Raw genomic sequence first — 12,256 nt, forward strand, 5'->3', positions numbered from 1 at the left:
TTGTCTCTTCCTGAAATGTGTTAACACATAATTAAGGGCGAATAACCAAACATGTCGCGGTTGCAGTAGCGAGTAACTTGCCATCTTCTGTGGTTAAGGTACCTTCTGAAATACCTAAAGATTTAGACAAGTTCATTAAATTACCCTTGGCAATTAAGCGCTGATTTTTCGGTACAGGGCGCACCATTTTAATATTTAGATCAATGGTTGAATAACTTACACCGGCTGGCAATGCCGAATGCACAGCACAGGCGGTGACAGTGTCTAGTACTGTCGCCGCAAACCCACCGTGTACACCGCCCATAGGATTCAGATGGTGTTCATTTGCAAAGGCTTCAAACATCACGTTGCCTTCATTGACATCGATGGGCTTCATCGGGATGACTTTGCTAATTGAAGGGGCAGGGATCTCGCCATTTAATATGGCTTGCATTTGTTGTAATCCAGTGAGATTTTTCATCATTATCCTTGACGGTTTATGTCATTCACAATTTTTAACCATAAAAAAAGGTAAAGCACATGCTTTACCTTTTTTGACTTCAGCTTAGTGATTAAGCTGCTTTTCCTTGCTTGGCTTTAGGCGCAAGTTGTGCACGTAACTCTTCGGTGTCAAAGTCATCAACGTTAATTGATTTCAGACGACCAATTTCAGCACGTTCAAGTAAAGCGATTTCGCTGTCGCTTAACACACCAAGCGCTTTACCTTCTGCAGCAACTTTGTCTAACCACATAAATGGTAGACGCTTACCGGCAGCTTTACAGACTTTGTCATAAAGCGGTTCGGCTGCAAGAATATCTTTAAAGGTTTGTTCTTGAATACCCACAACGTTGAACTCTGATGGGGTCCAGAACTGGCCTTTACCTAAACGGTCACGACTCGCACATGGCGTTTGCATGATCTTAGCCACTTTGTGATCTAATACATCACTAGGGCGTTTAATTGGACGACCAAATGGGAAGATAACGGCACGTAGTGCAATGCCAAGCCCCATTGGGAAGTTGTTAAGCAAGTCATCTAATGAATCTTGTAACTTGTATAACGAATCTTCTACAGCCCATTGTACTAATGGTAAATCTTCAGTTAAACGGCCATCATCTTGATAACGTTTCAACGTAGCTGAAGTCAGGTATAGCTGGCTTAATAAGTCACCTAAACGGGCAGAAATACGTTCTTTACGTTTAAGGTTGCCACCTAAGGTTGCCATAGCTAAGTCAGATAATAACGCTAAGTTAGCACTGAAACGGTTCATCTGCTGATAATAACGTTTTGTTTTATCTGAATAAGGGCTATTGGTGAAGTAAGATGAGGTTAAACCCATCCAGAAGCTACGAATAAAGTTAGACGTTGCAAAACCAATATGACCAAAGATGGCTGAGTCAAAGTTATCTAAACCACGGCTAGCATCAGTATCAAAGGCAGATTCCATTTCGGCCAATACATATGGATGACAGCGGATTGCGCCCTGACCATAAATAATCATTGAACGGGTTAGAATGTTTGCGCCTTCTACCGTAATGGCAATCGGTGCAGCTTGATAGCCACGACCTAAGTAGTTATTTGGGCCAAGACACACGCCTTTACCGCCGTGAATGTCCATTGCATCAATAACACATTTTTGCATTCTGTCTGTTAAATGGTACTTAACGATGGCAGAAATTACCGATGGTTTTTCACCTAAATCAATTGCAGTCGTGGTCAATGTTGACACGGCATCCATAAGGTAAGCATTACCACCAATACGTGCCATTGGCTCTTCGATGCCTTCTAACTTACCAATAGGTAACTTAAATTGACGACGAATACGCGCATATGCCCCCGTTGCTATCGCTGCAGTTTTAACACCACCGGCAGAGTTTGATGGCAGGGTGATACCACGACCAACAGATAAGCACTCAACTAGCATTCTCCAACCTTGGCCGGCCATTTCAGGACCACCAATGATGAAGCTTAACGGTACAAAGACTTCATTGCCGCGTGTTGGACCATTTTGGAACATACAGTTCAATGGAAAATGACGACGGCCAGTTTCAACACCTGGAATGTCAGTTGGAATAAGCGCACAAGTAATGCCTAATTCTTCTTTATCACCTAATAACTGCTCAGGGTCACGCAATTTAAAGGCCAAGCCTAGTACAGTCGCAACAGGTGCTAAAGTAATGTAACGCTTGTTCCAGGTTAGCTTCATACCAAGGACTTCTTCGCCTTGGAACTCACCTTTACATACAATACCAAAGTCAGGAATAGAGCCAGCGTCACTGCCTGCTTCTGGGCTAGTTAGTGCAAAACATGGCACTTCTAAACCTTGCGCTAGACGAGGGAGGTAGTGGTCTTGTTGGTCTTTAGTGCCATAGTGTTGTAAAAGCTCACCAGGGCCTAATGAGTTAGGTACACCCACTGTTGAAGCCAGTTCACTGCTTACACCGGCTAATTTTTGTAATACACAAGATTGCGCATAAGCAGAATACTCTAAACCGCCGTACTTCTTCTTAATGATCATCGCAAAGAAGCCGTTGTCTTTAAGATACTGCCACACATCTTGTGGGAGATCGCCAAGTTCATGCGAAACCTGATGTTGGTTAAGCATTTTACACACTTCTTCAACTGGGCCGTCTAAGAATGCTTGTTCTTCAGCGCTTAAGCGTGCTTTTGGATAATTATGAAGTTTGCTCCAGTTCGGTTTACCGGCAAACAAATCAGCTTCCCACCAGGTTGTTCCCGCTTCAATGGCTTCTTTTTCGGTAGAAGACATCTCTGGCATAATGCCGCGATAAACTTTCAACAGTGGACGACTGATGTAATTTTGTCTGAAAGATTTGATGTTTAATGGCAGTGCGATAACAAGGAATACAATCCATGAAATGACACCAATAATGTCCAATGTGCTGCCAACAACCATCACAATTGCCGCAGCAATGGTGGTTGATAATAGCGATACGCGAAGGTATGCCATAGCGCCGAGCACAAAGATCATCGCGATGATCCAAAGTAGGGTGGTCACTGTACTTCTCCTTAAAGCTATTTTATAGGCAGAAAATAGCTTATTTATTATTGATCTGATTCACAGGAATTGTTGTGGTCTGACCTGTGTCACATAAAAGTTAACCTTATCTAGCCTCGAATACAAGTGTTTTTCAAACAATTGTTTGAAAATTTGTGTGTTTGAAACGTTCCACTCAATAAGCATAGTAGATACAATACGTTCGACTTATTAAAATCGGTCAAAATGGCTCAATTTTACAACTATAAAGGCAAGTTTAATGTGCGAATTACTGGCGATGAGTGCCAATGTGCCAACAGATATTGTGTTCAGTTTTACAGGCTTAGCCGAACGAGGTGGGGTGACCGGACCGCATGTTGATGGTTGGGGAATTACGTTTTACGAAGGCAAAGGTAATCGCACTTTTAAAGACGCGTGTCCGAGTAGTAAATCGCACATTGCCGATTTGATTAAATCTTATCCGATTAAAAGTGAGATCGTGGTGAGCCATATTCGCCAGGCCAATCGAGGTTGCGTGTCGCTGGTCAATACCCACCCGTTTACCCGCGAGTTATGGGGACGCTATTGGACCTATGCCCACAATGGCCAATTATCAGATTACAAAGGTAAGTTTACAGTATCACGTTTTCAACCTGTCGGAGACACAGACAGTGAATTGGCTTTTTGCTGGATTTTAGAATCAGTCGTTAACCATTTTGGTGAGCAAGAACCTGAAAATATGCAACCAGTTTTTGATTATATCGCCAAGCTTGCAGATGAAATTCGTGAGTTAGGAGTGTTCAATATGTTACTGAGTAATGGCATCGATTTAATGGCATATTGCACCAACAATTTATGCCACATTACCCGCCGTGCGCCCTTTGGTAAGGCAACTCTGATTGATACCGATGTGGTGATTGATTTTAGTCAAGAAACCACGCCAAATGACGTGGTGACCGTGATTGCGACAAGGCCATTAACCAACAATGAAAATTGGGTTGTGCTCAGCCCTGGCGACTGGAAGTTATTTAGAAAAGGCGAGTTAGTCCTCGGCTAATTGCTTAATATCATCGAGTTCAGACTCTGTTATTTGCGCATCATTGTCAGCTTCGGCGGTGAGATCATCTATTGATGTCGAAGCATTCGTTGCCGGGCCATCAATCACAATGGGGGTCATTGGTGGTAACGGTTGATCAAATTGATAAGTGGCTAACTGAATGTCTAGCTGCTTACTGCCTTTTGAAAAATGGCTTAACCTTACCGGTAAATAAGCTAAATCGGGTGCCATCCAAAAATAGGTTTGACGTTTTTTTGCTTTCTTTGCCGCGCGAACCACTTCCACTTTAACCGTGTCGTAAGTGCCACTCTCTAATACCACTTGCTCTTTGCCCAATACTCTAAATTGATAGTCATCCACTTCTTTTTCTTTGACCATCTTGTAATCTAACGGCCGGGTATTGGCCGCTAAGTCCATTCTAAATTGCAATTGCACCATGAGCGGATCAAACACTCTCTCTTGGTAAGGAAGTTTAAGCGCTTTTTGTTTGTATATGGTGTGAATGAACTCTTGTGCTTTGGCAAAGGCGGTTTGTTCTGTGTAATCGCTGCCTGTGCCACTGCGTTCATGCACATACCTAAACGGCACAAGCTTGCCATTTTCTAAAGTAAATTCGCTGGTTAACTGGCGTTTGTCAGACAGTAATAGCAAGCTGACATTGCTGTCAAAATGATAGGTGTAATATCCAGTATCGGTTGCGGGCAAACTATAGATAGCCTCACCTAATTCGATACTGCCGTAAAATACTTTGTAGTTGGCTTTATGCGCTGTTAATGGAGATAAAATTGCGGCTTTTTCAAATTCGGATAACGGCACCGCAGAAATAAGTTGTGTTGCTTTTTCTGCAATCAATTGGGTTTCTTTTTTGCTCAACTGCTCAGTAGATTCACTGTCGGTAGGCTGCAGTGAAGCCGCAGCTTGCACATAAAATGCTGGGCTGATGCAGAGTATTAATGTACAAAATCGCGTCAATTTATTGCTCAATGTATAAATACCTTAACAGTTAATATTTTTAACAACTTGAAATTAAAAGGGTAATGTCATTACTAATGTTGCAAGATCTGGTTTCCACTGATATTGAGACAACGAAATCTTGCCAGTGTTCACTGTTATCCCTTCTAATCTGAGTAATTCTTGTTGTTGCCTATAGGGCTCGCTGTCTTTAGCAAACGAAATTTTCCCCTGGCTATTTATTACTCTGTGCCAAGGTAGTGATAAAGAGTCTGGCGCCAGTTTTAGGGCTCTCGATACATATCGAGCTCTGCCTGGTAACCCCGCTAAATCCGCTACTATTCCATAAGGTAACACAGAGCCGTGAGGGATAAGATTAACAATAAACCATATTCGCTCCATGGGCGTAACTGAAGTCATGGGGATCCGATTAAAGTGGTAATATTAGCGACAGATAATAGAAAAACTGCGGCGAATGTACAACCGCAATTTTGTATATGAAGGATTATTAATGGGTGACTTAGAGTACTGTCAAGTAGATACAAAAGAAGTGACTAAACGCGCCACCGAGTACAAATAAGTGCCATATAGCATGATTAAATGGAATGCGTTTACCTACGTAAAAAATCACTCCAAGGCTATAAAATAAACCGCCAACTAATAACAACGTTAACCCTAACGCTGACATTTGGCTTTTTAAATCATCCATAACTGTGACACACAGCCAGCCCATGACTAAATAAAGCACCACACTAAAGGCTTTAAAGCGGCCTATAAACAAAGTTTTAAATATAATGCCACCCAAGGCTAGTGCCCAAATCGCACTGAGTACGATGCTGGCTTGCGAACTTTGTAAACTGATCAGCATAAGCGGGGTATAAGTGCCCGCAATTAACGTATAAATAGCGCAATGGTCGGCCATTTTAAAACGTTTACGCCACACCATACTTTGGCTTGAGTGATATAACGTTGAAGCCAAAAACAACACAATAATACTTAAGCCATACACCACAATACCGCTGGTTTGCACAAACGTTAATTGTGCTGGCGCTTTGATCAACATGAATACCAATCCAACAATACCCGTGAGAACGCCTAAGGCATGCGAGCTGGCATTAGCTAATTCTTCTCTAGCGCAATAGTCAGATATTGATGTGGTCGTCTCCGATTGAGGCGTCGTTAATGTATCTGTTAAAGAGTTCATAATATCCTGTTTGCTAAGCTGTATGGATTTTCAGCGAAGTTAGTCTATCAGCCTAAATACTAAAATGCTACATTTTAGAGTACACGTGTAAGCTTAAATTATGGTTTAATAAATTGTTATTTATTTTCAGTGTATTGAAGCAATGAGATTAATAAAGGTTCACAACTAGATAGACTTTAACGGTAAGATTTAATGCTATTGAAACGGCATAATCGCGTTATACTGAGGCAATTATTCTTGGCTTATTCGTTTTTTATGACAGATAAAAATCAATCGAAAAATCATCTTCATCAGCATGAAGCTCAATCGTGTGATTCTGATGATTCTCTCGCTAAGTCACCCACTGAGCCGTGTATGCACTCTGCAACAGACAGCGTATATATTGATTTTGACCCAGCAATGACCCCGTTTGTTGATGCTAAAGAGGACACTAACGACACGCTTTTACAGCAACATCAACAACAGGTGGCGAATGAGATTCAGTTACAGTTCTCAGGTGCAATTGCGGCTTCTCCTAACAATAATGAGCCACTTTTAATTGACGTTGAAACCGCAAATAATAAAGGCTTGCAAGGCAAAGTAAGCAAACTTGTTAGTGACCATAGTTGGCTGCTGGTTTTGATGATCCATGTGATAGTGGTTGCGATGGCATTGATTTTTGGACGGGTGGATATTAGCGGATTAAACGACATTCCACTTGAGCAAACCGCGCCCAAGCCTTTGCCAGTACTAAAGAGTTATTTAATTACCGAAGAGCAATACAACAAGCTGGTTGAAAACGCACAGCAAACAGATCTGTCAACACCCGCCATTGATGAGAAACAAGTGCTATCACAATCAACTGAGTAGTAATCTATACATTACGAGGTTGGTAGTTAAGACAATTTATTGTATTTAAAGCGATTGGCAATCACTGACCAACATACCGCACACAATAAACCACATATAAGCCCCACCAAATGTGATTCGGTAGCGACTCTAGCCGCGATTAATTCAGTGATACTTGTCGATGCGCCAAAGTATTGCTCATAAGCCACTTTGGCTATTACTCCAATAAGCAACAAATAACCAGACATATAACCTTTACGAATGTCCATCATGGCGCCAAAAGCAAATAAGCCATGCAGCATACCGCTTAATCCGACATAGGCTTTAAGGCTGGGGTAAAACAGGTACAAACCAATGCCTTCTAATAAGCATAGGCATAAAAACAATAAGACGAGTTTCTCGGGATGACGTTTGTAATGCACTTCGTGTAAAAACACGATGACCCAAAACCCCGCCAAATTCATGAGCAAATGCCACAAATTGGTATGTAATAGATTACCCGTGAGTAAACGCCACACTTGCCCATGGGCAATATCATCATATCGGTAGCTGAAATATTGATCGATAGGGAAAAATGCAGGTGTTGGAATGTCAGCAGCAAACAGGGCGATACAGAGTACACTGATCATCACCAAAAAATGATAGGGTCCAACAGCATTATAATTTTTGGCCAAAATTACCTCTAAACATCATTTTTGTGTTTTGTTGCATCTATTGTTGAGTATAGTCAAATTAACTTAAAAAGACGGTTTTATCACTTTTTAGTCATAAAACCATATCTGTTTAGCAGATCCGCAGCTTAGTTTGTTGCCATTTTTTGATTGAGAGATGCCATCACCGATGCCTGGTTTTGTAAGTAATCATCTAAACCGCGTTGGCGTAATAAACAAGCTGGGCAATCACCGCAACCTGCACCGACAATCCCGTTATAACAAGTTAAGGTTTGTTGTTGCACTAGGGCGAGTTGTTGATATTTGTCTGCCAATGCCCAGGTTTCAGCTTTATTGAGCCACATTAAAGGGGTGATTATCTTCAGTGGTTTATCCATTCCGAGAGCAAGCGATTGCTGCATAGACTGAATAAACTCATTACGACAATCTGGGTAACCCGAAAAGTCAGTCTCACACACGCCAGTAATAATGGCATCGCAGCCAAGTTGATAAGCATAAATTCCGGCTAAGGTTAAAAACAGAATGTTTCGTCCTGGTACAAACGTGTTAGGTAAACCATTGTTCATTAATTCATGCGACACCGGGATAGCATCGCGGGTTAATGCAGATATCGCCAGCTCATTAAGTAATGTGGTATTCATAATCTTGTGACTGGCCAAATTCAGTTCAACGGCTAACGCTTTGGCAACCTCTATTTCTTGGCGATGGCGTTGCCCGTAATCAAAGGTAATCCCATGAACTTCGTCATATTGAGATAAAGCTTGGATAAGACAGGTGGTAGAATCTTGGCCGCCACTGAATACAACAAGCGCTTTAGTGGTGTTTTTTACTGATGAATCTGACATGGGGATACTCATTAACGTTCTGAAAATGGACTCAAGATAATGACCTAAGCCGTTCAGAAAAAATCAAAATGATATTTTACCTAAGGTCAGCTTAAGTGCAAAGCGAGCGGCGTAAATACTTGCAGCTAGAAGTAAAATACTCTATAAATGCCGCCCTGTTGTTTGTCTGGTGCTTGGCTGGGCGTAAAAAAGTAAGGTAAAACATGAAATATCCGGTTAACGAAGTATTTGAGACAATACAAGGTGAGGGCTGCTTTACTGGCGTACCAGCACTTTTTGTTCGTTTACAAGGGTGTCCGGTTGGATGCGCCTGGTGTGATACTAAACAAACCTGGGACGTATTACCTGAAAATAAAGTCACTACAGAGCAAGTTATTCAGGTGGACGGCACCATTGGTCGTTGGGCCGATCATACTGGCAGCAGTTTAATCCAAGCCTTTAAAGACAAAGGCTTTACGGCAAAACATATTGTATTAACCGGTGGAGAGCCGTGTTTATATGATTTAACCGAAATGACCAGTGACTTTATTGCAGCAGGGTATCAAGTGCAAATTGAGACCAGTGGCACTTTTGAGGTTAAATGTCATGACTCGGTTTGGGTGACGGTGTCGCCTAAAGTGAACATGAAAGGCGGTTATAAAGTCCTTGAGCAAGCATTAGTGCGCGCCAACGAAATTAAACACCCTGTGGCGACTGAAAAACATGTCGATGAATTAGATGCACTGCTTAATGGCATTGACCTAACGGGTAAAACGATTTGTTTACAACCTATTAGTCAAAAAGAACGCGCGACAGAGTTGGCGATGAAAGTCTGTATTGCTCGTAACTGGCGTTTGTCTATTCAGACCCACAAATATTTAAATATTGATTAATACCAATTCCACTTGTGCTCGTGTCATCAATTGATACTGCTTGTAAATTGATAAAGCAATGCCGCGGATAATCTGCGGCATTGTTGTATTTAACCCGAGCTGAGGTGACTTACGCTATTAAAGCAACAAACCACTATCATTAAATTGCTGCAGCTTTTGTCGATAATGCTTAAAACAGCCTATGTTGGCGTCAATCCATTGCGGATTGTAATAAGTATCTAAATAACGCTCACCCGCATCACATATTAAGGTCACAATAGACCCCGTTTTACCTGCTTGATGCATTTGAGTCGCCAATAATAGTACACCGTATAAGTTGGTCCCGGTCGATGCGCCCGTTTTGCGGCCAATCAGTTGTTCTAACCATAAAATCGTGGCAACAGAAGCCGCATCGGGAATTTGCAACATCTCATCTATCACTCCGGCAATAAACGAGGGTTCTACTCTTGGTCTGCCAATTCCTTCAATTTTGCTGTTTTTATCACTGACAATATTGGCATCACCACTGGTAAAGTAATCATAAAACACTGAGTTTTCAGGGTCGACAACACATAATTGAGTCGCTCGCTGTTGATAACGAATATAACGACCAATAGTCGCACTGGTGCCGCCTGTACCTGGACTCATTACAATCCAACTTGGAATGGGGTGTGGTTCTTTTTTCATTTGATTAAAAATAGAATCGGCAATGTTGTTATTACCACGCCAGTCAGTTGCACGCTCTGCATAAGTAAACTGGTCAATATAATGGCCATTTAATTCTTGTGCTAAACGTTCTGACTCGGCATACATTTGGCTGCCGTTATCAACAAAGTGGCATTGGCCGCCATAAAATTCGATTTGTTGAATCTTCTTTTTTGCCGTGGTTTCTGGCATCACCGCAATAAAAGGTAGCCCCAATAAGCGCGCAAAATATGCTTCAGACACTGCCGTACTGCCAGACGATGACTCTATGATTGGTGTGCCTTGTTTTATCCAACCATTACATAATGCGTATAAAAACAATGAACGGGCTAAGCGGTGTTTCAAGCTGCCGGTTGGGTGGGTGCTTTCGTCTTTTAAATAAATATCTATGCCGGTTAATTGAGGCAAATCTAATTTGATTAAATGCGTATCAGCAGAACGTTGGTAATCTGCTTCAATTTTTGCGATGGCCTGATTGACCCAAGTTGTCGGCATGATAATACTCGTTATTACAAATGGGTATAGATAATAACCAATATGAATAACGAAAAAAAGTGATATTTTTTACAGTGGATTTGAAGATTATTTTTAATTAAATCAGTAGATAATGAACAAAAATAAATGAATAACAATAAAATAGGAGGATTAAACGTAGGAAAATTTAACGAAGATAACGCAAGATGTAAAATGGTGGAGGGAGAAGGATTCGAACCTTCGAAGGCTGAGCCGTCAGATTTACAGTCTGATCCCTTTGGCCACTCGGGAACCCCTCCACTGCGAAAGAAGATAACAAAGAAAAGATGGTGGAGGGAGAAGGATTCGAACCTTCGAAGGCTGAGCCGTCAGATTTACAGTCTGATCCCTTTGGCCACTCGGGAACCCCTCCACACGTTTTCTTTACTACTTACTTTCTTTTTACACTTTAACGCTTTTGTTTTAGTCATCTATATCACTAAAACGGGTACACCTTATAATAACGCAAATGGTGGAGGGAGAAGGATTCGAACCTTCGAAGGCTGAGCCGTCAGATTTACAGTCTGATCCCTTTGGCCACTCGGGAACCCCTCCTCAATTGCGGCCGCCATAGTATTCACAAACCCTTGGTATGTAAAGCCTAAAATTGAAAAAAAATCTAAAGTTTTGATTTATTTGGTCGATAAAATATCAATGCACAAGAGTAGTGATGTTTTTATATGCAAATTGAGTCAACATTAGTCAATGAGTTACAAATAGGCAGCCGATTAAACGGGGCGGTTGAACAAAATCGCCGTGGTGAATTTGGTTTACTATTGGCTATGTTATCGGCAGATGCTCGCGACATGGCGCAATTTCAGTTAGACAATGATCTCAATGTAGACCAAAAGTTGCGCAAACAATTTGAACTGCCTCCAACACAACTTCTGGTTGCTGATGTTTCAAGCGATATTCATGTCACCGATAACGCGCCGCTATTTCAACAACAGGGCGCTCGTCAATTTCAATTACAACAAGCGTTAACGCCAGAAGCCATAGTAATAAGAGGGCCGCAACCCGATGCCATGGTCGAAGTATTAAGCAACTGTGATGAATTAACTAAGCGTAAAGCGATTAACAGTTATCAACAACATACAGTGATTGAAGACATGCACTTCATTGATCAATTAGCGACACAACGTAAAATAAGCCAAACCATTGCCCAGCAATATGCTTAACAAACAACTAATTTTTTACTTATTTGTGAGCTTGGCAAATAAATGCTTTTAAGGTTTACGTTAGCATGTGTGCATTAAACCATGCACTCGAGGTGACAAAATGATTAAACAAATTAAGCAGCAACAATCTGATTCTGTTAATGATAGTTGCAGCGACTGCGGCAGCTACGTTGATATTGGTGCCGTAGTAGAAGCAGATGATACATTATTGCAAGTCAACCTAAATGGTGACAATGCATTGGCACAAGCACAAGAGTTGCAACAAGCTGCGTTGGCACGTTTTAGCGACACGAAAGCCAATATTGAACAACAAGCAGGTAGCGTCACGTTGTCATTGCAGTTTGCCTTTAGTGTAGAAAAAATGATTTTTCAATTAGAACACGCCCTGTAATAACACAAAATCAGTGGTTTTGTTTAACTAAGCATATAAACTAATTTTTTGTTAAATATAAAGTTTTTATGTTTTTTTGACGTA

The 12,256-nt window shown here is 41.4% G+C and carries 13 protein-coding genes and 3 tRNA genes; 5 read left to right on the forward strand and 11 right to left on the reverse strand.

The features are described from left to right. Positions 1 to 31: 31 nt before the first annotated feature. Both IEY42_RS04275 and fadE read right to left on the reverse strand, forming a co-directional pair. Positions 32 to 466, reverse strand: a complete 435-nt coding sequence (locus tag IEY42_RS04275) for a PaaI family thioesterase (protein WP_229779911.1) — start codon at positions 464 to 466, stop codon at positions 32 to 34. A gap of 85 nt (positions 467 to 551) precedes the next feature. Beyond that, entirely contained in the window at positions 552 to 2,999 is a 2,448-nt protein-coding gene (gene fadE, locus IEY42_RS04280; protein WP_188924107.1) for an acyl-CoA dehydrogenase FadE, read from the reverse strand. 259 nt (positions 3,000 to 3,258) lie between these two features. Here fadE and IEY42_RS04285 point away from each other — a divergent pair, with 259 nt between their 5' ends. Next, positions 3,259 to 4,035: a class II glutamine amidotransferase gene (locus IEY42_RS04285; protein ID WP_188924108.1), complete on the forward strand. Its 777-nt coding sequence runs from the start codon at positions 3,259 to 3,261 to the stop codon at positions 4,033 to 4,035. Here the strand turns inward: IEY42_RS04285 and IEY42_RS04290 are convergent. The 3 genes from IEY42_RS04290 to trhA form a co-directional block, all read right to left on the reverse strand. Further along, a complete protein-coding gene (locus IEY42_RS04290; RefSeq protein ID WP_229779909.1) occupies positions 4,021 to 5,019 on the reverse strand; it encodes a DUF3108 domain-containing protein in 999 nt (332 codons plus the stop codon). The genes IEY42_RS04285 and IEY42_RS04290 overlap by 15 nt on opposite strands. A 42-nt stretch (positions 5,020 to 5,061) precedes the next feature. Beyond that, complete coding sequence (locus IEY42_RS04295; protein ID WP_188924109.1) at positions 5,062 to 5,406, reverse strand: MGMT family protein; 345 nt, start codon at positions 5,404 to 5,406, stop codon at positions 5,062 to 5,064. Positions 5,407 to 5,506: 100 nt separating this feature from the next. After that, positions 5,507 to 6,190 carry a PAQR family membrane homeostasis protein TrhA gene (trhA, locus tag IEY42_RS04300; RefSeq protein ID WP_188924110.1) on the reverse strand — a complete coding sequence of 228 codons (684 nt, stop codon included), beginning with the start codon at positions 6,188 to 6,190 and terminating at the stop codon, positions 5,507 to 5,509. A gap of 354 nt (positions 6,191 to 6,544) precedes the next feature. Here trhA and IEY42_RS04305 point away from each other — a divergent pair, with 354 nt between their 5' ends. Beyond that, positions 6,545 to 7,039 (forward strand): hypothetical protein, encoded by a 495-nt coding sequence (locus IEY42_RS04305; protein ID WP_188924111.1) that lies wholly within the window; start codon positions 6,545 to 6,547, stop codon positions 7,037 to 7,039. A gap of 26 nt (positions 7,040 to 7,065) precedes the next feature. Here IEY42_RS04305 and rrtA read toward each other — a convergent pair whose 3' ends face one another. Further along, positions 7,066 to 7,647: a rhombosortase gene (rrtA, locus tag IEY42_RS04310; protein ID WP_188924130.1), complete on the reverse strand. Its 582-nt coding sequence runs from the start codon at positions 7,645 to 7,647 to the stop codon at positions 7,066 to 7,068. Positions 7,648 to 7,817: 170 nt separating this feature from the next. Further along, a complete protein-coding gene (queC, locus tag IEY42_RS04315; protein ID WP_188924112.1) occupies positions 7,818 to 8,534 on the reverse strand; it encodes a 7-cyano-7-deazaguanine synthase QueC in 717 nt (238 codons plus the stop codon). Positions 8,535 to 8,737: 203 nt separating this feature from the next. On the opposite strand from queC, the gene queE reads away from it, so the two are divergent. Next, complete coding sequence (queE, locus tag IEY42_RS04320; RefSeq protein ID WP_188924113.1) at positions 8,738 to 9,406, forward strand: 7-carboxy-7-deazaguanine synthase QueE; 669 nt, start codon at positions 8,738 to 8,740, stop codon at positions 9,404 to 9,406. Between the two features lie 117 nt (positions 9,407 to 9,523). Here queE and IEY42_RS04325 read toward each other — a convergent pair whose 3' ends face one another. From IEY42_RS04325 to IEY42_RS04340, 4 genes are all read right to left on the reverse strand, one after another. Further along, entirely contained in the window at positions 9,524 to 10,585 is a 1,062-nt protein-coding gene (locus tag IEY42_RS04325; RefSeq protein ID WP_188924114.1) for a PLP-dependent cysteine synthase family protein, read from the reverse strand. A gap of 193 nt (positions 10,586 to 10,778) precedes the next feature. Continuing rightward, a tRNA-Tyr gene (locus IEY42_RS04330) sits at positions 10,779 to 10,863 on the reverse strand. Positions 10,864 to 10,891: 28 nt separating this feature from the next. After that, a tRNA-Tyr gene (locus tag IEY42_RS04335) sits at positions 10,892 to 10,976 on the reverse strand. A 97-nt stretch (positions 10,977 to 11,073) separates the two neighbouring features. Then, positions 11,074 to 11,158, reverse strand: a tRNA-Tyr gene (locus IEY42_RS04340). 125 nt (positions 11,159 to 11,283) lie between these two features. Between IEY42_RS04340 and IEY42_RS04345 the strand changes: the two genes are divergently transcribed. Further along, positions 11,284 to 11,781, forward strand: a complete 498-nt coding sequence (locus IEY42_RS04345) for a VC2046/SO_2500 family protein (protein WP_188924115.1) — start codon at positions 11,284 to 11,286, stop codon at positions 11,779 to 11,781. Positions 11,782 to 11,881: 100 nt separating this feature from the next. Then, positions 11,882 to 12,172 (forward strand): DUF406 family protein, encoded by a 291-nt coding sequence (locus IEY42_RS04350; RefSeq protein WP_188924116.1) that lies wholly within the window; start codon positions 11,882 to 11,884, stop codon positions 12,170 to 12,172. Positions 12,173 to 12,256 lie beyond the last annotated feature (84 nt).

The sequence above is a fragment of the Shewanella algicola genome (assembly GCF_014648035.1).
Lineage (GTDB): Bacteria > Pseudomonadota > Gammaproteobacteria > Enterobacterales > Shewanellaceae > Shewanella > Shewanella algicola.